This window comes from Clostridium nigeriense (assembly GCF_900086595.1).
Classification (GTDB): Bacteria; Bacillota; Clostridia; order Clostridiales; family Clostridiaceae; genus Clostridium; species Clostridium nigeriense.
The window spans coordinates 3601840-3624901 of the sequence record NZ_LT575472.1; the positions used below are offsets into that span (position 1 = coordinate 3601840).

Consider the following 23062-nt stretch of genomic DNA (forward strand, 5'->3'; position numbering starts at 1 on the left):
TTTTCATATTTTTTATCTTAAAATCCTTATATAGTCTCATTTATTAAGGTTTGTTTATTCTTTAACGTCATTAGCATTTCCTTATGGCATATAAGAAAGTTGAATATCAAAAGCATTTTATTTTGTGTATAATGAACTAGTAATTGAAAACAATTCAATATTATTAAAAATAAGTTTAAGGGGGATTTTTTTATGAAATCAAGAAGAGTTATAAGCTTATTAGCAGTTGCTGCTTTAGCTACTACTGTATTTGTAGGATGTGGTAATAAAGAAGAAGCTAAAGAGGCAGGATTAAAAGACGGAACATACACTCAAAAATCTGAAGCTGATGAAAGAGGATATGTTTCTTCTATAGAAATAGAAGTTAAAGATGGCAAAATAGCTAAAGTTAAATATGACGAAGCTAACGATAAAGGAAGTAAATTAGCTGATGCTGATTACAATGCTATGATGAAAGAAAAAAGCGGAAGCAACCCAGAAGAAGCTTTCCCAGCATTAGAAAAAGCTTTAGTTGAAAAGCAAGATGTTGCTGCAGTTGATGCTGTAACTGGTGCTACTCACACTTCTGAAAGCTTCAAAACTTTAGCAGAAAAGGCTTTAGCAGAAGCTAAATAATTTTATTTTTTTAAAGACTTTAGGATTTTACCTGAAGTCTTTTGTTATTTTTTATTTTTTTACTTATAATATTATTAAAGATGTAAATAGGAGGCGCTTTATGACAAAAAAATTTATAAAAAACCTAGCTTTTTGTATTTTGTTAATTTTTTCTCTTGGAATTTTGGCTGGTTGTTCAAAAGATAACAAAGTAAAAGAACCTCTGTCGAAAAGTGAAGTTTTAATGGGAACTGTAGTAACTGTAACTCTTTATGATAGTAATGATGAAAAAATTTTAGATAAAGTTTTTGATAAGGTTAAGGATTTAGAGAAAACTCTAAGTATAAATGAGAACGGAACTTTAGTAGATGAAGTCAATGCAGAAGCAGGTGTAAAACCTGTTAAAGTAGATGAGGATACATACGCTATAGTAAAGAAAGGAATAGAATATTCAAATTTATCTCATGGATTATTTGATATTTCTGTAGGACCTATAGTAAAACTTTGGAACATTGGACTTCCTGAAGCAAAAGTTCCTACACAAGAGGAAATAAATGAAAAACTTCCATTCATAGGATATAAGGATATTGAACTTAATGAAAATGACAAAACTATTTTCTTGAAAAGACCTGGAATGATGATTGACTTAGGTGGTATTGCTAAAGGTTATACCGCTGATGTAATTTCAAATATTTTAACTGAAGAAGGAGTTAAAAGCGCCATAATAAACTTAGGTGGAAATGTATTTACTCATGGTAAAAAGGTAAATGGAGATGATTGGAAGATAGGAATACAAAATCCATTCTCTGATCGTGGTGCTATTGTTGGTACCCTTACAACTAGTAATAAATCTGTGGTAACTTCAGGTATATACGAAAGATACATTGAAAAAGATGGTGTTAAATATCATCATATTTTAAGTCCTAAAACAGGATATCCTTATGAGAATGAAATTGCAGGTATAACTATAGTAAGTGATACCTCTGCTGACGGAGATGCACTATCTACTTCAGTATTTGCTATGGGTGTAGAAGAGGGAATGAAATTCGTAAACTCTATAGACGGTATAGATGCTATATTTGTAACAAAAGATAATAAAGTATATATAACTGATGGTATAAGATCAATATTCCAATTGTCTAATAGTGACTTTACATTAGCTAATTAATAAAAAGTTGGGCTGCTAACAACAGTCCAACTTTTTACTATTTTAAAATGAATTTTACCGCTTTTTATCCCAAATATATATTTCTCATTACTCAATATGACCTTGTGTTATTTTTATTGCTAAAACAATTGCTAAAAATCCACATATAAGTTTTACTAATATATAAATTAAAACTATTTCTTTTGCTTCAGTAGCTACATAACCTAACTGTCCACCAAATACATAAGCTCCAGCTACTGAAAAAGCCGAGCATATCATCTTTCCCCTATCATCTAGCTTATCAAAGTCAGTAAATACTATAACAGCTGATGCTAAACTCCCAATTAATGCTGTAACAGACGCAGAGTTAATACCCAATTTCTTTTCTAACCTTTTTATATTATTTTTAAATATTAACTTTATTACTTCTAACATTACATTTGCCCCAGCTAGGAATATAGCTATTTTCCCAACTATAGTTAAAGCTTCCTCTAATGGCAATAGATTATTAACTAATTCTATTCCTGTTATTGATTTAATTCCTTGAAGCCCTAGTCCAATTAAGCCTATTATAAATATAAATTTTGCTAAAGCCTTGAAGTAAATTATCATCTTACTAGGCATCTTATATAGACCTATGATTATTAATGCTGAAATAACTAATATAGGTAAAAGACTAATAAATATATTTATTATTGACATTTTTAATAAAATTCCACCTATAAATAATCCAATAGGTACTGTAACTATTCCACAAAGTACTCCTTTGCACAAAATATCTATGCTTTCCTCTTTAATTATTCCTAATGCTAATGGCAAAGTAAAACTTATAGTACACCCAAGAATAGAAGAAATTAAAATACCTGAAAAGTATATTTCTGAATTACCTCTTCCTATTGCTTCCGCTATTTTATAGCCTCCCATATCTACAGCTATTAATGATGATGAAATTATGCTTGGCTCTATAAAACTTTTGCTAAGTAAAGGAATTATGTACTTAGTTAAAGCATCCGAAATTATTGGTGTTATAGAAAGTATTCCTATCATTGATAAAGCCAATGAACCCATACTTTGAATTCCACCTTCTACTCCTTTGCTTAACTTTAATTTTCCACCAAAAATATAATCTATTATTCCTATTATAAAAAAAATTCCAACTATATATAACATTATCTTTTCCATATATTACTACTCCTAAATTAAACTAATTTAATTTTATCAAATTTACACATAACAAAAAAGCCCCTTATTAAAGGAGCCTTTTTGTCTTAATTTTAATAATTAACAATTACAGCAACCTGATCCATGATCTCCTGGTTTGTTATCACAGTTATTATCTGGTTTTCCTATACATTTACCATTATATGAAGAAGTTTCTAATTCTGCATATCTGATAACTATATTATCTTTGTAAATTTTCAACATATATTTTGTATTTGGACATAATGGTCCTAATAGGAATTGTCCATGACAATCTGTAAAAGTGTGAGTTAGAGGATATGGATATCTACATCCATCAACTACTTGTAATAATTTTACTACTGCATCTGCTACAGGCATTCTATTACAGTCTAAAACTGTTCCAAATATAACTGATCTCTTTTCCTCTGGTAATCTAACTATTGCTTCTATTTGTTCATTGCATCCTGTCTTTAATTCGCATGAGGTTAATCTTCCGCTCATAACTTTTCCTCCTAAGTTTTTAAATATAAGTTTATTTATAATATAGTCTATTCTGTAAATATTAAAATGTGATTTGTAAATTAGATTTTTATAAAAAAAGACTAGCTTCATGTAGAAACTAGTCTAAATATTTATATTATTGTTTTGCTTCTAATTGAACATTAAAAGTTTTATTTTCTCCATTTCTTATAACTTCAACACTAACTATATCCCCTTCTTCTTTAGTGTCTCTAATTTCCTTTAATTCTTCAAAGGTTTTAATTCTCTTACCATCGAATTTAACTATTAAATCTCCACCCTTTAAGCCTGCTTTCTCTGCAGGTGAAAATTCTGTAACTTCAACTATATATAAACCTTCTTCTAATTTCAGTTGCTTTGCAAGGTCAGAATTAATTTCTCTTATTGAAATACCTAAATTTAATATTGGTTTAGATAAAGACTCTATTCTATCTTTAACCTCATTTATTGGAATAGAGAAACCTATTCCCTCAACAGAATCAGAAGATATCTTCATGTTGTTGATACCAACTACTTCTCCCTTTGTATTAACTAAAGGACCACCACTGTTTCCTGGATTTATAGCTGCATCTGTTTGTATTAAATTAACTTGCTGACCTGAACTTGTTTGAACTGTTCTATTTACCGCACTTACAATTCCACTAGTTACAGTTTGATTAAACTCCTTTGATAAAGGACTACCGATAGCTACAACCTGTTCACCTGGTTTTAAAGCATCTGAATCTCCAAGTTCAACTACTGCTGGTACTTTAATACTATCATCAGTAATTTTTAACATTGCTACATCTCTTGCTTGATCATAGTTAACCACTCTTGCACTTACATCTCTACCATCAGATAATGTTACTACTACTTCTTTAGCCCCTTCTATAACGTGATAGTTAGTTAATATATATCCTTCCTCATTTATTATAAATCCAGATCCTATTCCTGATGTTTCCTTAGGTATAATTCCACTATAATCAACTACACCACTAACTGAAACTATGACTACAGCAGGTGCAACTTTTTCAAAAGCCTCACTTGCTGTTAACCCTTCTGAATCAGAACTAAAGGTTTGGGGATTAGGTGTTATAACTTTATTTCCATTTTGATAATTGTTCTTAGTTAAGTAATATACACTTCCACTACCAATAGCACCGCCAATCAATCCTGCTATTAAAGCCAATGCTATTACCTTAAAAGTTCCTTTTCCCCTCTTCTTCTTAGGTTTATTTGATATATCATTTATTGGGTGCACATAAGATTCTTTTTCAAAAGCTTTATCTTCTTCAATAAAGTCTTCCTTAATTTCCTCTTGAGCACCACTATTAACATTTTCATAATTTTCTACGTCATATATATTATCTTCATTCATTTTGAAAGCCTCCTAAAATATTAATAATTCCTTATTACAATTATTAATATAACCTTTCTTTGTTACAATTATATGACAATTATATAAGAATTTTAACTTGCTTTATTTTTCTTTTGAAGTCTCTCTATTTCATTTGCTTGTTTTATAACTTGTCTTATTCCTGTTATCACTGTATCAGGCTCGTACATTGCTATAATATTATTATCATAATTAACATTATAAACCTTTGTTAAATCTTCATCTCCTAAATTTGCTAAAACTTCTTGCCCTGGCTTAGCTATTAAATAATATGGCTTTCCACTAAAAACACCTGCTTCTTGGCTAGTATTATTTCCTGAGGTTATGTTCTTATATTCATTATTAACAGCCTTATTATAGCTAGACTTAGTTCTGTGTACTTTAAATTCCTCAAGTTCTCTTTCCTCAAGCATATTTTCAAATTCATCAGTATTTCGACTTAAATTTAATTTATCAAGTAAGGTGGTAAGTCCCACTTCTGCTCCAAAGCTTTCTACAGAGGTTCTTATTCTATCAAAAAATAGGCTTCTCTTAAATTTATCTGTATTAATAACATCTTCAATCAATGGATTAACTAAAACTACTCCAGCTACTAAATCAGGATAAGCCTTTGCAAATTCTGTTAGTACTAAGCTACCATATTCTTCCCCCACTAAAATATAAGGAGCAGGTGCAGCAGATTTTCTTAACAATGTCCTTAAATCTTCAGCTTGTTCTTTTGGTGTTCTAAGGGCTCCGCTATCACTAAATCCATATCCCCTTCTATTATATGTAAATACTACAGAATCATCATACTCTGAAACTAATTTATCTGTTATTTCACTCCATTGATTTAAATTAGCTCCTATATTTCCGTCAAAAACTATTGTGTATTTTCCTTCCCCATCCATTTTATAATCTAATCTTTTATCTTCTACTCTTGCATAATCAACTCTTTGCTTTAATGTTTCTTTAGCTATGAAATTACTTACTCTTTGATATATAAAGCCAATTACTAAAATAATTATTATCCCTAAAATTATATTTTTGGCTAAGTCCTTTGGCTTTAATTCCTTCTTCATATTTACTTTATGAACCCCATTTGAATGTGGTAAAAGTTTCACTTTGCCCATCCCCCTTACAAACTATAATTTTAAGTTTGGTTTAGCATTTATATTTAAAGGTGCTTTTAATCCTTTTATGAAATTAAAATAAGCTGCACTTCCAATCATTGCTGCATTATCTGTGCATAAAATTTGTGATGGGAACAACACTTCTATTCCTTCCTTTGAAGCTGCTTTTATTAAAGCCTCTCTCAATGCGGAATTCGAAGCTACGCCTCCTGCTATGGCTATTTTATTAACATTCTTTTTCCTACAAGTTTTTAATACATTTTGCTTTAATACATCTATGACAGCTTTTTGGAAGGATGCTGCAACATCAGCCTTATTTATTTCTACATTTTGCATCTTACACTTATTTAAGTAATTTAAAACAGCTGACTTAACTCCACTAAATGAAAAATCTAATGTGTCATCATGGAAACTTGCCTTTGGAAATTCAATAGCATTTTCATTTCCTTCTTTTGCAAGCTTATCTATTTTAGGTCCACCTGGATATCCAAGTCCCAATGCTCTAGCAACCTTATCGTAAGCCTCACCAGCTGCATCATCTCTTGTCTGTCCTATAACATCGTATTCTCCGTAATTTTTAACGTGAACTATGAATGTATGACCACCTGATACTACTAAAGATACAAAAGGTGGTTTTAAATCCTTATGCTCTATGTAATTTGCACATATATGTCCTTCTATATGATTTACTCCAACTAAAGGCTTTTTTAGTGAATATGAAAGTCCTTTAGCATATTGTAAACCAACTAACAGTGCTCCAACTAATCCTGGCCCATAAGTAACTCCTATTGCATCTATATCATCTAGCTTTACATTTGCCTTTTCTAAAGCTTCTATTACTACTCCATTAATAACTTCTATATGCATTCTAGAAGCTACCTCAGGTACTACTCCGCCGTATTTTTTATGTGTTTCAATTTGTGAAGCAATAATATTTGATAGTACTTCTCTACCATTTCTTACTACAGCTGCTGAAGTTTCATCACAGCTTGATTCTATTGATAAAATTAATTTACTTTCCATACTTTTTACCTCGTAGCATAATCTTTCTATTTCTTTATAACATTGTGAAAGTTCTCTAATTATTGTATATTAAAATAAAGCTTATAGCTTATTAAATCTTTCTTTTCTTTCATTGTTTATTATATAATGAATAAAAAAATTATTCATTATTTTTTATTAGAATTAATGGATTTTTAAGGATATATTAATTTTTAAAAGGAGTTTTATTAATGAGTACATATGCTAAAGTAGTTGTACCAGGATCCCCTATTACAAAATCTAATTTTAAGTTACATAATAAAGATGGTAGAGCAATTTTACCTAGCAATACTGGAAAATCCCACGATAGATATGCTATCTATGAAGAGAAAATAGCTTACTATGCTAGACTTCAAAATCCTGGAGTTATTCTAGAAGAATCTTTAATTGCAATCTTAAAGGTTTATTATAAAAGTGAAAAAAGACATCCTGATACTGCAAATATAACTAAAAGTATTTTTGATGGTATAGAAAAAAGCGGTCTTATTGTTAATGATGCCCAAATAACTAGGATAATTACAGAAGAATTTTATGATAAAGAAAACCCTCGCTTTGAGCTTGAATTTTTTGGTGAAAGTAGATATGCTATTTCTTATTCTATAAAAGAAAAGACTCAAGCTAGTGAGAAAAAACTTTATTCAAGTATAAAAAAATCTCCTGTATCTAGATTATTAAAGAATACTGAAGATAAAAAAGAAAATATTAATAGTAACTTAACCTGTGAGTTTTGCAATAAAAAGGTTAAAGAAGATAATTTAATAAAAGGAAATGGTGGAAAAACATTAATATGTAGAAATTGCTTTAATAAATTATTTTAAAGGAAGTGATTACATTGAATAATAACTTTATACTTATGGGTGATAGTTTAACCTTTGGTTATGGAGTAAATAAAAATAATTCTTGGGTAGAATATCTAAAAAATTACCTTATAGATAATGGAATAAATTATACTATAGTAAATAAAGGTATAAATGGAAATACTACTACAGATATGTTAAATAGATTTACTGAAGATGTAATCTCATTAAATCCTAATAAAATTTTCATAATGGGCGGAACTAATGATTTATTGTGTAATCGTCCAGTAAATTCAATTGTAGATAACATTGAGTTAATGATAAAAGAATCATTATTTAAAACTAAGGACATAACTATAGGGATACCACCTAGAATTATAAAAGAAGATGCTAAAAGATTATTTGTGCCATCTTTAACTTATGATTATTGTGAAGCAAATCTTCCTAAGCTTAAAGAGTTTTTAATAGAACTTTGTAATAATTATAAAGTTAACTTTATTGATTTTTATTCTCTAACAGTAAATAATAATTTTATTTATATGGATGGTATTCACTTTAATAATGAAGGTCATAAAGTCTTTTTAGATGAATTTATAAGTAAAACTATTTTTACATAAAAATAAAAGAATATCATATTGATCAAGATTTAACTTGGCAATATGATATTTCTATTAGTAAACATATTTCTTTAAATATTTAGAAACTATTTCTCCTGTTTTGTATCCATCTTCTCCACTTTTAAATATTTGTGTATCTCTAGTTAATACTGTTCCGCAAGCAAAAATTCCCTTAGCTGATGTTTCATTATTATTAACTAAAATTTCTTTTTTATTATTTAAAGCAATATTAGCTTTTTTAATAAAATTAACTTCTGGAAAATGACCTACAGTTAAAATTAAAGAATCGCAATCAATTTTAGTTATACTACCATCCTTATTATTTTCAACATCTACACTTCCCACTTTTTCATTTCCATGTATATCTATCACTCTACTATTTTTTATTATATTAATATCAAATCCTCTAATAAAATCCTTTCCTTTATCATCTAAAAAACCTTTATTAGAGCCATCTATTATCGCCTTTACCTTAGCACCTTCAACTAATAATCTTCGTGCTAAAATTAAAGACCAATTATTTTTCCCAAGTATAACAACTTCCTTACCAGGTAAGTACCCTTGAAAGTTTACTAGTTTATGTGCTGAAACCAAGGTATATATACCAGTATATTTATGAATTGGTATATTTATATTACCAGTAAATTTTTCTCTACAACCTGATGCTATAATTATAGCCTTTCCTTTAATATCTTGAATTCCATCATTAGGATTAACATAGGTAACCACTTTATTAGTAGTTAGTTCTAATACTTCGGTATCAAGCTTATATTCTCCACCTTGTGCCTTAAACTCCCTAATTAATTCACTTGCTAATTCTGGTCCTGTTACTTCTTCTCCTAAGTAATATTTCCCAAATCCACCATGAATAAATAAGTTTAAGTTTCCACCTAAGTCATTATTTCTTTCTAATATTAAAACCTTTTTAATTCCATGTTGAAGGGCTGAAACGCCAGCTGAAAGCCCCGATGCTCCCCCACCAATTATTATTAAATCATATTGAAGCATATATAACCTCCATTAATGTTAACTAAAACATATATATATTGTATCATAAAAAATTAATAAATTCTTGTTTGCTTTATAAAATTCTCTATACTATAATTTAAGTGTTGCAATTTTAAAGAAAGGAAATATAATGTTCTTTTAAAATCAAGTTCATTATATGAGGTGAATATATGTTGGACAAGTTTTTAAATAAATTAAAAGAAAAATTACATAATATTTTTAGTTTTGATGGCATAATAAGAGCTATATTATTCTTAATTCCATTTGTTGCTATAGTTCTAAAATGTGTTATGTTCCAAGGCTATGCTGTTAATAAAGACCCTTATAGTTTAGACTTTTCTCTTGGTCTTAATTCAGCAAAACCTTTTATAAATTATTATTACGCTTTTACCTTAGTGCTTCTTAGCTTTTCATTATTATTTAAAGGTAAAGGAAGGGTTATTTACTTATTTATAATTGACATATTAGCAACAGCACTAATACTTTTAGATTTAGGATATTTTAGAGGATTCCTAACTATGCCATCAGCATTATTATTAACTCAAACTGCTAACCTAGACAATATGGGTGGAACAATATCATCAATGTTTAGCAAGACAGATTTATTATTACTAATTGATTTTTTAATTCTAGGTGTATTTGTCTTCTTTACTAGAAAGTCATATTCAAAAGAAAAAAGAAGAGCACCTATAAGTTTCTTAGTAATATTTATATCAAGCATATTATTTATAGCTTATGTACCTTTCAATTTGCACATATTAAAAAATGAAGATGTTAAAAATGGATATATATTTTCAAATTATGATCCAACAAATACAGCTAGATACTTCTCCCCAATAGGATATCATATTTTTGATATCTATAATGTTTATAAAGATTCTATGCCTTATGAACTTAAAGCTGAGGAAGAAGCTCAAATAAAAGAATTCTTTGATAAAAAGGAAAATTTACCTGATAATGAGTATGCAGGAATGTTAAAAGGAAAAAATCTTTTAGTTATTCAAGTAGAATCATTAGAAAGTTTTATTGTTGGAAAAGAGGTTAATGGACAAAAAGTAACACCTGTTCTAGATGAATTAATAAATACAGGGCTTTACTTCCCAAATATTTATGAGCAAGTAAATGAAGGTACAAGTTCTGACGCAGATTTAATGATAAATACATCAATGTTCCCATTAAGAAGGGGTAGTACTTTCTTCAGATATCCATCTGCTAAATATAATTCTTTACCTAACCTTTTAGAAGAAATGAATTATGATACTATTGCAATACATCCTGATAAAGGATCATTCTGGAACTATGTAAATGGGCTTAAAGGAATAGGCTTTAATAAGTTTGTTGATTTTTATTCCTTTAATGTAGATGAAGAAATAGGACTTGGAATATCTGATGAGAGTTATTTTAGACAAGTTGTTCCAATGCTTAAAGATTTAAAAGAACCATTTTATGCTTTTACTGTAACCTTAACTAATCATGGACCTTTTGATTTACCAAAAGAAAAAAGAGTATTAAATTTAGAATCTGAGTTGGACAAGAGTGAATTAGGCGGTTATTTTGAAAGTGTTAAATATACCGATACTCAAATAGGTGAATTTTTAAAGCAATTAGATAAAGAAGGTTTATTAGATGATACTGTAGTAGTAATTGAAGGAGATCATACAGGAGTTCATAAATACTATAATAACTCAATTGAAAAATTATCTAATAAAGAAGACTGGTACTTAGATAACGGTCATCACACAATACCATTTATTATTTGGTCAAAAGATATGGCTCAAAGTAAGACATTTGAAACAATAGGTGGCCAAGTAGATATTATGCCAACACTTTTATACCTTATGGGTGTAGAAAATGATAAGTATCTAGATACTGCATTAGGAAGAAACCTATTAAATACAAATAGATCCTTTGCCGTTCTTACAAACCTTGATGTTGTTGGAGAAAATCTTACAGATGAAGAAAAAGAGCTATATAAGAGTATGGTAGAACTTTCAGATAAAATGATAAGAGCAGATAAAGCTAGTTTTTCAAAGGAAAAATAACTTATAAAAAAGAAGAAATTCAATGTTAAATTGAATTTCTTCTTTTTTATAAAGATTATAATTATTTATATTTATTTCTTTTATTTGTAATATATATATTATTTACTTATAAATATAAATCCATTAATATTTCATCATCAAATACTCCATCTAAATTAAAGAAATCTTTATGACGTCCAATTTCTTTAAATCCGCACTTCCTATATAAATTAAACGCTTTATTATTGCTTGCTTTAACACCTAAACTAATATTTTTTATATTATTATTTTTTGCAAATTCTATTAACTCATTCATTACTGCATATCCTACACCTATACCCCAATATTCCTTTTTTACAGAAATAGCAACTTCACTATTATGAGCTATTCTTTTTCTAAGTAATCTTCTAATATTTGCTATACTTGCAATATTATTATCTATTAAACCTATAATCATTAAATCATCTGAATAATTTAAGTTATTAATATATTCTCTTTCTTCTTCAATAGTCTTATTAAATTCATTTTTACCAAATAATAAATTATCACTTTCTCCACCAACAGTATTTAAATATTCAATCATTTTTTCTGCATCATCAGCATTAGCTCTTCTCAATATCAAGCTCTGTCCATTTTTTAATATTATTTCTTTTGCTATTAAATATTCATTTCTCATAAAATTATCTTCCCCCTATTATTTTAATATACCTTTACAATAAGTTTTCTTTTTACAATTAGGACAATATAATCTTTTATAATTCACCCCTGCATTTATACCAAATATATTTTCCTTTAATTTAATATCAAAGCTTGTTTTACACTCATCACATACCCATTTATAATTCAAAGTACTCCACTTCATTATCATATATATACCTATTAATAAGCTTATAAAACTTAAAATAGCTAATAAAAAATTAAATATAACTCCTATAAATAGTAAAATTAGTGATATTACACTTAATATTATGGAAAAAACTAAATTTATTTTATTTCTCATTAATATCATCTCTCTCATTTATCTTAAAAGAATAGGCTGTCATGGACAGCCTATTGCAAACTATTAAATTTTACTTAATTACTTTCCAGCTACACTTAAACCTTCAACTCTTATTGATGGGCTTCCTACACTACTCATTGGGAATTTCAAGTCGTTTCCAACTTCTACAACATTTTTTAATAAATCAAAGAAGTTTCCAGCTACTGTTATTTGTTCTACAGGAAAATCCTTCTTACCATCCTTTATATAAAAGCCTTTTGCTGCTAGAGAAAAATCTCCTGTTATAGAATTTGCACCAGAATGAAGTCCTGCAAATTCTGTTAATAATAGACCTTCTCCTACTTCTTCTAATAAGTCCTCAAAGGATTTGCTACCCCTTTGAATATAAAAGTTTGTTGGTGAAACTCCTACTGAAGAAGCATATGAAGCTTTAAATCCATTTCCTGTTGATTTTGTATTTCCCTTATAAGCTGTCTTTAAGTTATGAAGTAATGTAATTAGTTTACCTTCATGAATTATATCTTTCTTTTGAGTTGCTACTCCCTCATCATCAAAGGATACAGATGCCAATCCATCTTCTAAATGTGGATCATCTAATAGTGTTACTTTATTACTTGCTATCATTTGTCCTTCTTTATCTTTTAATAAACTTAAGCCTTTTTGAGCTGCATCTCCGCTAAATACTCCAGCAAAAGTTGATAGTAATGATACCATTGCTTCGTTATTAATTATAGTTTTATATTTTCCTGAAGGAATTGATTTGCCACCAATTCTTGAAACAGCTTCATCTATTCCATCTTTAGCTAATTTTTTAGGATTTACTTCATCTAAAGATTTTGCAGTTACATATCCCATACCATCATGCATATTTTCTCCCTCTTTTATAATCGGAACTACATATGCACTTAATAAATTAGATTTATTTTCTAGGTTTAATCCCTTTGAGTTAATTATTCCATATTTAGCCTTATTATATCCTATTCCACAGCCACCAAAACTAGAAACTCTAGAATCTAATTCTTTAGATTCCTTTTCCATACTTAATGCTAATTCTATAAGCTTATCAGCTGGAATATTTTCTAAGGCTTTGTAATAAGAATTTACTTCTACATAATCTTTATCGCCTTCATAAATAAACTGAACATCTTCATTTTCAATAGCTAATGCACTTTGTTTAGAGTTTCTAACTAGCATCTTTATAGCATCTTCATCTAATATTTCAGTATATGAATATCCTATTTTACCATTTATTTTTCCTCTAAATGATAATCCATAGGATGTAGTTAAATTATATTTTTCTACCTCTTCATTATAAACATTTATACTTAAACTTTCTCTATCTACATAATAAACTTCATATTCATCAAATCCGTTTATTCTAGCTTCTTCAAATAACTTATTTATAAACTCTTTTAATTCCACTTTTAATCCCCCCTTATCTTCCACCTACTGTAATTTCTTTTACTCTTATCATAGGCTGACCTACATTAGTTGGGATACTTCCTGATACAGAACCACACATTCCTTGACCCTGTTCTAAATTTTTACCAACCATATCTATGTTCATTAAGACTTCGCTTCCCTTTCCTATAAGACTTGCACCTCTTACAGGTTCTTGTATTTCTCCATTTCTTACTATATATCCCTCTGATACTGCAAAGTTAAATTCGCCTGTTACTGGATTTACTGAACCTCCACCCATCTTCTTTGCATATAAGCCTTCAGAAATTGATTTTATAATTTCCTTTTCATCGTCGTTTCCTGCTGCAATATAAGTATTAGTCATTCTTGATGTTGGAGCATACTTATAATTTTGTCTTCTTGAACTTCCTGTAGCTTCCATTCCCATTCTTCTACCATTTAATTTATCTATTAAATATCCCTTTAATATTCCATTTTCAATTAATACATTCTTTCTAGTTTTATTACCTTCATCATCTATATTTAATGAACCCCAAGCATTAGGAATAGTTCCATCATCTATAGCTGTAACCTTAGTTGATGCTATTTGTTTTCCAAGCATATTAGTAAATACAGAGTTTCCCTTTGCCACTGCTGTTGCTTCTAAGGAATGACCACAAGCTTCATGGAATATAACTCCACCAAATCCATTATCTATTGCCACAGGCATTTTTCCAGCAGGACAAGTTCTTGCATGTAACATTGTATGAGCTACTCTTGAAGCTTCTCTTCCATAATATTCAGGATCTATCTCATCAAATAATTCAAACCCTTTATGTGCACCTGGCCCTTCAAAACCTGTTTGATTCTCACCATTTGCTGATGCAACAGAGCTTATTGAAAATCTTGTTCTAACTCTTTTATCTTCAGTTAATAAACCTTCAGTGTTAGCTATTAATATATTTTGCTCTTTGTCTAAATATCCAACAGATACTTGAGAAATTTCATCATGATATTCTTTTGCTGCTTTATATCCTTTCTTCATTACTTCAATCTTTTTATCTATCGAAATTGAAGATGGAATATAAATTATTTTATTATTATTAAAAACTTCCTTTTTATCTAAAACAATACTTATATCTTCTTTTAATTCTCCAAGTGCTAATGCAGCTTTTTCAGCTGTATCTAATAAAGAAGATAAACTTGTATTATTAGTATAAGCATAAACACTTTTAAATCCTTTAAAAATTCTTATTCCTATACCATGAGTTCTTCCTGATATTGAATTTTCAACTTTGCCATTTAATATACTTATAGATGTATCTATAGTATCTTCCTCAAATATTTCTGCAAAGTCTCCTCCAGTTATTAAACATCTAGCTAAAACACTAGATAATATATCTTTTTTTAACATAATCTAATCCTCCTCCACATTTATTTCTATACCATCTTTAAAAGCCTTTGCCCATGTATCTACATAAGAACCACTTGCCCACTCTGCCATAATAACCTCTTCACCTTGGTTTAAATTGATATAACATAATGGACTACCTTTTATATTTCTATCTTCCATCTCATAAACTAAAAGCTTATTATCAAATATTACAAGTGCTATTCTTCCTGTTGGTGATGTATACGCATCCTCTATAAAAGGAAACCTTCCTTTTAAATCTTTCCATGGTACTAACAATGTATCATAATTTAATATTTTTTTACCTGGGCTTATAGATATTTTATAATCAATATTTTTTTCATTAACATCATTTGAAGGTATTCCTCCTATTAATGTCCACTTTCCTTCTACTCTTCGTATTGTAAAGTTAGTAAAGTCAACATTAGGAAGAAATTTTTCTGCATTTTCTTTTGATAAACTTTCAAAAGCTTCATTAAAATCTCTTTCATACTTTTCTTTTATTTCATTTGAGTATATTTCTTCTATACTTAATCCTTGTTTGGAATTGATATTATCAATAGGAATTGTCTGATATATAGAAAATATATTATCAAAATTGTTTCCTTCATATTTTTCTATGGATACATAATCATTTGAAATAAAATTAATATCCTTATATATATTCACAGATGATTCTTCTACTATATGTGAATCTAATTTACCATCTATAGGTCTAGAGATAAAGTATTCAATATGGCTATTATTTTTTTCTTCAACCTTACTTTCTATAGTCCAAATTCCATTTAACCTAGGAAAAATAATATTATCTTTTTCAACTATTGGTTGAATCTTATTATTTTTAAAAGATATCCAAAGAGTTCTATAACTTTCAGTTGTATATTTTCCCTCACTTGTTTTTTCTCTAGGTGTTTTTAATGCAAGCATAACTCCAACATCACTATTATAATCTTCATTTAATATTTCTGCTTCGAACATATTATTTGCTATATTTAAATCCCGTGGATTTGCATCTTCTTTAAATAATTTTAATAATACTCCAGAATAAAATAAATATCCATTATTATCATCTAGTACTATAAACTCACCAATAAGATTATTGGAGTCAATTAAGGATATTACATCTACTTTATCATTAGAATCAATTATATCGCTTAAAGTAAAATTTAATTCATAAGATAAAATATAATCAGATTTTACTACCTTAAGCTTGAAACTAGGATTAGAATATATCTTATTAAAAATTGAAATTTTAGCATTAGATATACTAATTAATGAGTCCTTTAGAGATAATAATTCTTCTTTGTTTTCTATTTCATCATCTAAAACATTAATATCTTCTATTTTCCAAGTTCCTCTTATACTTAAGTTTTCATTATCTGGTGCTTTTATCGATTGAGTATCTTTTCCATCTACTTTACTACAACCTATAGTCAATGTAAATATAGAAATAAACACTAATAATAATATTCTTTTTATACTTTTCATATTATTCCTCCTCTATTATTGGAATAATAACCTCTACTTTTGTACCTATTCCTAACTTACTATAAATATTAAACTCTCCATTATGAAGCTTTATTATTTCATCACAAATTGATAAACCTATTCCATTTTTAGAATTAGAATTTTTACCTTTAAAGAATTTTTCCTTAACCCTTGGTAAATCTTCATCTGGTATACCACAACCATTATCCTCTATTGTAAACTTAATAGTGCCGTCTATAATAGAAGTTTCAAAGTTAACATATCCTCCTGGTTCTGTAAATTTTAAAGCGTTGTCTATTAAATTTATAAAAACTTGTTTTAATCTGTTGCTATCTACATTAACATTTGCACTATCATTTGTGACAAATTTTAAATCGACACCTTCTTTTTTTGCTCTTGGAGCCATAAATGATTCTATATGATTTATAAAATTCTTAATATTAATTTTTGTTAATTCTAAACTAACATTCTCATTTATTAATCTAGAAAAATCTAATAATTCTTCTACCATTAATGAAAGCCTGTCAGTTTCTTTTTCTATTATATCAAAACCTAACTTTAATGTTTCCTTATCAGTTTCATCATTATTTAATGTTATAGTCCATCCTTTAATAGCTGTTAATGGAGTTCTTAATTCATGTGAAACTTGCGAAATAAATTCATTTTTTAATTGCTCTCTTCTAGCTATTTCATTAGCCATAAAATTTAATGTATTTGATAATTGCCCAATTTCATTTTCACTATTTATTTCACTTCTAATGCTTAAGTTTCCACTTCCCATTTTTTCAGCTACTTTATTCAAATATTTAATAGGATTTATTATACTATTTGCAAGTATTATGCTTAATATAACTCCCAGTACTAATACACCAATTGATATACTCACAAATGTAATCATTATATTTGTTATAATTCCGTCTATTTCTTCTAATGAAGTTATAAACCTTATTATTCCTATTATTTCACCATCTATCTCTAATGGATATGATACAGCCATAACCTTTTTATCATAATAATTAACTCTTCCAATCCATCTAGATACTTCTCCTTTTAATGCTTTATCTATATCAGGAGCATTTATAAGTTTATCATCCTTTATTCCTATTGAATCCATAAGTAGGCTACCATCTACATCAAATATTTCTACTTGTGCATTATTTTCATTCCAAAATGCATCTACATTATCATAAATATTCTCAACTAAGGCTTTTGAAGAAAAATACTTATTGTAAAAATTCATAGATACTTCTATCCTACTTTTTAATATATCCTCCATATTGTCGTAATAATACTTTCTAATAAAAACCATCAATAGTACATTCAATACTACAACAGTTGAAAAAATTATTATTACAATTCCTCTTAGTAATTGGTTTCTTATGCTTTTTACTCCCTTGCTTTCCACCTGTAACCTATCCCCCATACAGTCTCAATATAATCTGGCCTTGAAGGTTTATCTTCAATCTTAGCCCTTAATCTTCTTATATTTACATCAATAATTTTTGCATCACCAAAATAATTTTCTCCCCATACTAGATCTAAGAGTTCATCTCTAGTAAAAGCCTTGTTAGGATTTTCTAAAAATATTTTCATTAGCAAATATTCCTTTGGTGTAACATCTACTTCTATATTGTTTTTTAAAACTTTTTGTGAATATAAATCTATTATAAAAGGTCCTAGCTCTAATTTCTCCCTCTCATCCTCTCCTAATCTTCTAAGTAATGCCTTTACTCTTAAAACCACTTCTAATGGATTAAATGGTTTAATTATGTAATCATCTGCTCCATACTCTAAGCCCATAATCTTATCCATATCCTGCCCTTTAGCTGTAAGCATTATTATACCCATTTCAGGATAATCATTTCTTAATTTATTACATACCATAAATCCATCTATTCCTGGTAACATAACATCTAAAATTGCTATTTTCGGTCTTTCACTTTTAGCTAACTCTATTCCTTCTTCTCCAGTTGATGCTTCTATAACATTAAAATTATTTCTTTGTAAGTTTATCTTTAAAAATCCTCTTATACTATCTTCATCTTCTACCAGCAAAATTTTATTCATTTTCTCACCCCTAAATTTTATTATTAAAATTTACTCATATAAATTATACCCTAAATATAACAATAAGAAGCGGAATTTGCCATAAAAAAGTATCATGTTTATACTCTCTATTATATGACAGATTCCACCCCTTAACTATTTTAATGTTCTAAATTCAAATCCTTCTGCCTTTAAATAATCTATTGCACTTTGTAAATACTCTACAGTTCCCTTTTTATTATCAGTATCATGCATAAGTATAATTGCAATATCCTTATCTCCAACAGTTTCTTTCAACTTATCTAATAATGCTTCCTTAGGAAAATCTCTTCCTTCAGCATCTCCATTTAATGCATTCCAATCTACTTGCCATATTCCCTTTTCATACAATACCTTATCCAAGGCTTCTGTACCATTCCAGCTAGAATGTCCTCCTGGCAATCTAATTAATCTTGTTGAAAAATCTTTACCTAATATATTTTTTAGTATAACATCATTCTTTTGAAAATCTTCTACAAAAGCTTTTACATCTACTGTTCTATTTGGATAAAGCTTAGAATAATTATGTGAATATCCATGACTTCCAATAGCATGTCCTTCTTTTGCTATTCTTTTTAATATTTCACTAGATCTATCATTACTTTCTATAGATGAACCTAATGTAAAAAATGTTGCTTTAATATCATTTTTCTTTAATATATCTAATATTTTCTCTGTAGAATGTTTTGATGGCCCATCATCAAAGGTTAAATAAGCTATTTTTCTATTATCTTCTCTATAAAAATTCCATTCATACATAGTTTTAGGAAGAATTTCTGCTGCATCATCAGCGTTTATATCATCTTCTAATTTAATATATCCTGAATTATCTAATACAGATGAGTTTTCTTCTACTTCATTGTCATATTCATTTTTTATTGATTCTTCATCATTAACTTTATTATTGCTAGTTAAAGCTTCTACTTTTTTATAGACATTTCTATTAAATTTATCTAATCTATCAAAAATCTCAAATATAATAGTAGTACTTATTAACAATGATATAATAAACAATATTGTTCTTCTTATCCTTTTTACTTCTTTTCTTCTCATCTGAATTCCTCATTTCCTAACTACTTGTCCCTTAATTAAATTATATAGAATTTATATTTATTAATCTTTACAATAAGTTAAAGAATAGTTACGAAATGATTACATAAATAATAAAAAAAGAACTTTATAACAATAGATTAATTATCTACTCTTATAAAGTTCCTTAAAATATAAATGGCTCCGTGGAGAGGATTCGAACCTCCAACCTATCGGTTAACAGCCGAGTGCTCCACCATTGAGCTACCACGGAATATTTAAATTTTCAGAGTGTTCTCTGAAAATTGCACATGAATTTATAACTTATTTTGGTCAAGCCCTCGACCTATTAGTATCAGTCAGCTAAATATGTTACCACACTTACACCTCTGACCTATCAACCTTGTGTTCTTCAAGGGGTCTTACTAGCTTATGCTATGGGAAATCTCATCTTGAGGGGGGCTTCACGCTTAGATGCTTTCAGCGTTTATCCCTTCCCGACTTAGCTACCCAGCTATGCTCCTGGCGGAACAACTGGTGCACCAGAGGTCAGTCCATCCCGGTCCTCTCGTACTAAGGACAGCTCCTCTCAAATTTCCTACGCCCGCGACGGATAGGGACCGAACTGTCTCACGACGTTCTGAACCCAGCTCGCGTGCCGCTTTAATGGGCGAACAGCCCAACCCTTGGGACCTACTACAGCCCCAGGATGCGACGAGCCGACATCGAGGTGCCAAACCTCCCCGTCGATGTGGACTCTTGGGGGAGATCAGCCTGTTATCCCCGAGGTAGCTTTTATCCGTTGAGCGATGGCCCTCCCACGAGGTACCACCGGATCACTAAGCCCGACTTTCGTCCCTGCTCCACTTGTGGGTGTCGCAGTCAGGCTCCCTTCTGCCTTTGCACTCTACGAACGATTTCCGACCGTTCTGAGGGAACCTTTGGGCGCCTCCGTTACATTTTAGGAGGCGACCGCCCCAGTCAAACTGCCCACCTAACAATGTCCCGTCACCAGTTTCATGGCGTCCGGTTAGAATCCCAATACTGTCAGGGTGGTATCCCAAGGATGACTCCACTAAGGCTGACGCCCTAGCTTCTCAGTCTCCCACCTATCCTGTACAGACAATATCGAAACTCAATGCTAAGCTACAGTAAAGCTCTACGGGGTCTTTCCGTCCAATCGCGGGTAGCGAGCATCTTCACTCGCACTACAACTTCGCCGGATTTGCAGTTGAGACAGTGCCCAAGTCATTACGCCATTCGTGCGGGTCAGAACTTACCTGACAAGGAATTTCGCTACCTTAGGACCGTTATAGTTACGGCCGCCGTTTACTGGGGCTTAAGTTCACACCTTCGCTTGCGCTAAGTGTTCCCCTTAACCTTCCAGCACCGGGCAGGCGTCAGCCCCTATACATCAGCTTGCGCTTTAGCAGAGACCTGTGTTTTTGCTAAACAGTTGCTTGGGCCTATTCTCTGCGGCCTGCTCTCACAGGCACCCCTTCTCGCTAACTTACGGGGTCAATTTGCCTAGTTCCTTAACTGCAATTCTTCCGATGGCCTTAGGATTCTCTCCTCATCTACCTGTGTCGGTTTGCGGTACGGGCACTACTTCTCTCTCTAGATGCTTTTCTTGGAAGCAGGGAATCAGATACTTCAGTCTAAAAGACCTTCCCCATCACACCTCAGGATTGTTAAGACGGATTTGCCTATCTTAACTCCCTAAATGCTTAGACTAGCATTTCCAATCGCTAGCACATCCTATCCTTCTCCGTCACACCATCGATAATAACGATAATAGTGGTATTGGAATATCAACCAATTGTCCATCACCTACGCCTTTCGGCCTCGGCTTAGGTCCCGACTAACCCTGGGCGGACGAGCCTTCCCCAGGAAACCTTAGATTTTCGGCCTGTAAGATTCTCACTTACATCTCGCTACTAATGCCAACATTCTCACTCGTAATCAGTCCACCGCTCCTTACGGTACGACTTCAGCCCGATTACGACGCTCCTCTACCGCTCAAGTAATCTTGAGCCCGTAGCTTCGGTGGTAAGTTTGAGCCCCGGACATTTTCGGCGCAGGATCTCTCGACTAGTGAGCTATTACGCACTCTTTAAATGAGTGGCTGCTTCTAAGCCAACATCCTAGTTGTCTTAGAAATCCCACATCCTTTACCACTTAACTTACACTTTGGGACCTTAGCTGACGATCTGGGCTTTTTCCCTTTTGACCACGGATCTTATCATTCGTAGTCTGACTGCCGGACTAATAGTATATGGCATTCGGAGTTTGATAAGGTTCGGTAAGCGATATGCCCCCTAGCCCATTCAGTGCTCTACCTCCATTACTCATATCCGACGCTAGCCCTAAAGCTATTTCGAGGAGAACCAGCTATCTCCGAGTTCGATTGGAATTTCTCCGCTATCCACAGCTCATCCCATGCTTTTTCAACAGCAACGTGGTTCGGTCCTCCACGGGGTTTTACCCCCGCTTCAACCTGGCCATGGATAGGTCACCCGGTTTCGGGTCTACGGCATGCAACTAGTCGCCCTATTAAGACTCGGTTTCCCTTCGGCTCCGTACCTTAAGTACTTAACCTTGCTACATACCGTAACTCGTTGGCTCGTTCTACAAAAAGCACGTCATCACCCTCATAAGGGGCTTTGACCGGTTGTAGGCACACGGTTTCAGGTTCTATTTCACTCCCCTCCCGGGGTTCTTTTCACCTTTCCCTCACGGTACTTCTTCACTATCGGTCATCAGGTAGTATTTAGCCTTGGGAGGTGGTCCTCCCTGCTTCCCACAAGGTTTCACGTGTCTCGTGGTACTCTGGATCAGAACTTAGTAGTTATNCAACTTCGCCGGATTTGCAGTTGAGACAGTGCCCAAGTCATTACGCCATTCGTGCGGGTCAGAACTTACCTGACAAGGAATTTCGCTACCTTAGGACCGTTATAGTTACGGCCGCCGTTTACTGGGGCTTAAGTTCACACCTTCGCTTGCGCTAAGTGTTCCCCTTAACCTTCCAGCACCGGGCAGGCGTCAGCCCCTATACATCAGCTTGCGCTTTAGCAGAGACCTGTGTTTTTGCTAAACAGTTGCTTGGGCCTATTCTCTGCGGCCTGCTCTCACAGGCACCCCTTCTCGCTAACTTACGGGGTCAATTTGCCTAGTTCCTTAACTGCAATTCTTCCGATGGCCTTAGGATTCTCTCCTCATCTACCTGTGTCGGTTT

19 protein-coding genes, 1 tRNA gene, 1 rRNA gene and 1 other annotated feature (1 of these 22 cut by a window edge) are annotated in these 23062 nt (G+C 31.1%); of the genes, 5 read left to right on the forward strand and 16 right to left on the reverse strand.

Going from position 1 to position 23062, the window contains the following annotated elements:
• Window positions 1-192 precede the first annotated feature (192 nt).
• Window positions 193-615 carry an FMN-binding protein gene (locus BN6774_RS16945; RefSeq protein WP_066895917.1) on the forward strand — a complete coding sequence of 141 codons (423 nt, stop codon included), beginning with the start codon at window positions 193-195 and terminating at the stop codon, window positions 613-615.
• 100 nt (window positions 616-715) lie between these two features.
• Window positions 716-1762: an FAD:protein FMN transferase gene (locus BN6774_RS16950; protein WP_066895920.1), complete on the forward strand. Its 1047-nt coding sequence runs from the start codon at window positions 716-718 to the stop codon at window positions 1760-1762.
• An 87-nt stretch (window positions 1763-1849) separates the two neighbouring features.
• Here BN6774_RS16950 and eutH read toward each other — a convergent pair whose 3' ends face one another.
• The 5 genes from eutH to tsaD all read right to left on the reverse strand — a co-directional run bounded on the left by eutH (window position 1850) and on the right by tsaD (window position 6952).
• Complete coding sequence (gene eutH, locus BN6774_RS16955; RefSeq protein WP_066895923.1) at window positions 1850-2923, reverse strand: ethanolamine utilization protein EutH; 1074 nt, start codon at window positions 2921-2923, stop codon at window positions 1850-1852.
• Between the two features lie 99 nt (window positions 2924-3022).
• On the reverse strand, window positions 3023-3424 hold the full coding sequence (locus BN6774_RS16960) for a hypothetical protein (RefSeq protein ID WP_066895925.1): 402 nt from the start codon (window positions 3422-3424) through the stop codon (window positions 3023-3025).
• Window positions 3425-3560: 136 nt separating this feature from the next.
• Complete coding sequence (locus BN6774_RS16965; RefSeq protein ID WP_084767088.1) at window positions 3561-4799, reverse strand: S1C family serine protease; 1239 nt, start codon at window positions 4797-4799, stop codon at window positions 3561-3563.
• A gap of 92 nt (window positions 4800-4891) precedes the next feature.
• On the reverse strand, window positions 4892-5920 hold the full coding sequence (locus BN6774_RS16970) for an alpha/beta fold hydrolase (protein WP_066895928.1): 1029 nt from the start codon (window positions 5918-5920) through the stop codon (window positions 4892-4894).
• Between the two features lie 21 nt (window positions 5921-5941).
• Window positions 5942-6952, reverse strand: coding sequence for a tRNA (adenosine(37)-N6)-threonylcarbamoyltransferase complex transferase subunit TsaD (tsaD, locus tag BN6774_RS16975; protein WP_066895931.1), 1011 nt, complete (start codon window positions 6950-6952; stop codon window positions 5942-5944).
• 209 nt (window positions 6953-7161) lie between these two features.
• Here tsaD and BN6774_RS16980 point away from each other — a divergent pair, with 209 nt between their 5' ends.
• Window positions 7162-7788: a RusA family crossover junction endodeoxyribonuclease gene (locus BN6774_RS16980; RefSeq protein ID WP_066895935.1), complete on the forward strand. Its 627-nt coding sequence runs from the start codon at window positions 7162-7164 to the stop codon at window positions 7786-7788.
• A 14-nt stretch (window positions 7789-7802) separates the two neighbouring features.
• Window positions 7803-8384, forward strand: coding sequence for a GDSL-type esterase/lipase family protein (locus BN6774_RS16985; protein ID WP_066895939.1), 582 nt, complete (start codon window positions 7803-7805; stop codon window positions 8382-8384).
• Between the two features lie 54 nt (window positions 8385-8438).
• Here the strand turns inward: BN6774_RS16985 and BN6774_RS16990 are convergent, their stop codons facing one another.
• Window positions 8439-9392, reverse strand: coding sequence for an NAD(P)/FAD-dependent oxidoreductase (locus BN6774_RS16990; RefSeq protein ID WP_066895942.1), 954 nt, complete (start codon window positions 9390-9392; stop codon window positions 8439-8441).
• Between the two features lie 170 nt (window positions 9393-9562).
• Here BN6774_RS16990 and BN6774_RS16995 point away from each other — a divergent pair, with 170 nt between their 5' ends.
• Window positions 9563-11434 carry an LTA synthase family protein gene (locus BN6774_RS16995; protein ID WP_066895944.1) on the forward strand — a complete coding sequence of 624 codons (1872 nt, stop codon included), beginning with the start codon at window positions 9563-9565 and terminating at the stop codon, window positions 11432-11434.
• A gap of 106 nt (window positions 11435-11540) precedes the next feature.
• Here the strand turns inward: BN6774_RS16995 and BN6774_RS17000 are convergent, their stop codons facing one another.
• The 10 genes from BN6774_RS17000 to BN6774_RS18765 all read right to left on the reverse strand — a co-directional run.
• Window positions 11541-12089, reverse strand: coding sequence for a GNAT family N-acetyltransferase (locus tag BN6774_RS17000; protein ID WP_066895946.1), 549 nt, complete (start codon window positions 12087-12089; stop codon window positions 11541-11543).
• 18 nt (window positions 12090-12107) lie between these two features.
• Complete coding sequence (locus BN6774_RS17005) at window positions 12108-12413, reverse strand: hypothetical protein (RefSeq protein ID WP_066895949.1); 306 nt, start codon at window positions 12411-12413, stop codon at window positions 12108-12110.
• Window positions 12414-12491: 78 nt separating this feature from the next.
• On the reverse strand, window positions 12492-13835 hold the full coding sequence (locus BN6774_RS17010; protein WP_066895952.1) for a TldD/PmbA family protein: 1344 nt from the start codon (window positions 13833-13835) through the stop codon (window positions 12492-12494).
• A 13-nt stretch (window positions 13836-13848) separates the two neighbouring features.
• Complete coding sequence (locus tag BN6774_RS17015) at window positions 13849-15228, reverse strand: TldD/PmbA family protein (RefSeq protein WP_066895955.1); 1380 nt, start codon at window positions 15226-15228, stop codon at window positions 13849-13851.
• A gap of 3 nt (window positions 15229-15231) precedes the next feature.
• Window positions 15232-16713, reverse strand: a complete 1482-nt coding sequence (locus BN6774_RS17020; protein WP_066895958.1) for a hypothetical protein — start codon at window positions 16711-16713, stop codon at window positions 15232-15234.
• 1 nt (window position 16714) lies between these two features.
• The gene (locus BN6774_RS17025) at window positions 16715-18118 is read right to left on the reverse strand and encodes a sensor histidine kinase (protein ID WP_235829633.1); all 1404 of its coding nucleotides are present in this window, start codon (window positions 18116-18118) and stop codon (window positions 16715-16717) included.
• Window positions 18100-18780 carry a response regulator transcription factor gene (locus BN6774_RS17030; RefSeq protein ID WP_066895963.1) on the reverse strand — a complete coding sequence of 227 codons (681 nt, stop codon included), beginning with the start codon at window positions 18778-18780 and terminating at the stop codon, window positions 18100-18102. The genes BN6774_RS17025 and BN6774_RS17030 overlap by 19 nt, the downstream gene beginning before the upstream one ends.
• 135 nt (window positions 18781-18915) lie before the next feature.
• Window positions 18916-19851: a polysaccharide deacetylase family protein gene (locus BN6774_RS17035; RefSeq protein ID WP_066895966.1), complete on the reverse strand. Its 936-nt coding sequence runs from the start codon at window positions 19849-19851 to the stop codon at window positions 18916-18918.
• A 175-nt stretch (window positions 19852-20026) separates the two neighbouring features.
• Window positions 20027-20101 (reverse strand) — tRNA-Asn (locus tag BN6774_RS17040).
• Window positions 20102-20168: 67 nt separating this feature from the next.
• Window positions 20169-22502 (reverse strand) — a sequence feature (most likely nonfunctional fraction of RNA operon).
• Between the two features lie 155 nt (window positions 22503-22657).
• Window positions 22658-23062: ribosomal RNA gene (locus BN6774_RS18765) — 23S ribosomal RNA — on the reverse strand (it continues 1641 nt past the right edge of the window).

Excerpts from the sequence above, each read along its gene's own strand:
- BN6774_RS17020 (WP_066895958.1), bottom strand. The coding sequence starts at position 16,713 with ATGAAAAGTATAAAAAGAATATTATTATTAGTGTTTATTTCTATATTT.
- BN6774_RS16990 (WP_066895942.1), bottom strand. The coding sequence starts at position 9,392 with ATGCTTCAATATGATTTAATAATAATTGGTGGGGGAGCATCGGGGCTT.
- BN6774_RS17035 (WP_066895966.1), bottom strand. The coding sequence starts at position 19,851 with ATGAGAAGAAAAGAAGTAAAAAGGATAAGAAGAACAATATTGTTTATT.
- BN6774_RS17015 (WP_066895955.1), bottom strand. The coding sequence starts at position 15,228 with ATGTTAAAAAAAGATATATTATCTAGTGTTTTAGCTAGATGTTTAATA.
- BN6774_RS17000 (WP_066895946.1), bottom strand. The coding sequence starts at position 12,089 with ATGAGAAATGAATATTTAATAGCAAAAGAAATAATATTAAAAAATGGA.
- BN6774_RS16950 (WP_066895920.1), top strand. The coding sequence starts at position 716 with ATGACAAAAAAATTTATAAAAAACCTAGCTTTTTGTATTTTGTTAATT.
- BN6774_RS16980 (WP_066895935.1), top strand. The coding sequence starts at position 7,162 with ATGAGTACATATGCTAAAGTAGTTGTACCAGGATCCCCTATTACAAAA.
- BN6774_RS17005 (WP_066895949.1), bottom strand. The coding sequence starts at position 12,413 with ATGAGAAATAAAATAAATTTAGTTTTTTCCATAATATTAAGTGTAATA.
- BN6774_RS17030 (WP_066895963.1), bottom strand. The coding sequence starts at position 18,780 with ATGAATAAAATTTTGCTGGTAGAAGATGAAGATAGTATAAGAGGATTT.
- BN6774_RS16965 (WP_084767088.1), bottom strand. The coding sequence starts at position 4,799 with ATGAATGAAGATAATATATATGACGTAGAAAATTATGAAAATGTTAAT.
- tsaD (WP_066895931.1), bottom strand. The coding sequence starts at position 6,952 with ATGGAAAGTAAATTAATTTTATCAATAGAATCAAGCTGTGATGAAACT.
- BN6774_RS16945 (WP_066895917.1), top strand. The coding sequence starts at position 193 with ATGAAATCAAGAAGAGTTATAAGCTTATTAGCAGTTGCTGCTTTAGCT.
- BN6774_RS16995 (WP_066895944.1), top strand. The coding sequence starts at position 9,563 with ATGTTGGACAAGTTTTTAAATAAATTAAAAGAAAAATTACATAATATT.
- eutH (WP_066895923.1), bottom strand. The coding sequence starts at position 2,923 with ATGGAAAAGATAATGTTATATATAGTTGGAATTTTTTTTATAATAGGA.
- BN6774_RS16960 (WP_066895925.1), bottom strand. The coding sequence starts at position 3,424 with ATGAGCGGAAGATTAACCTCATGCGAATTAAAGACAGGATGCAATGAA.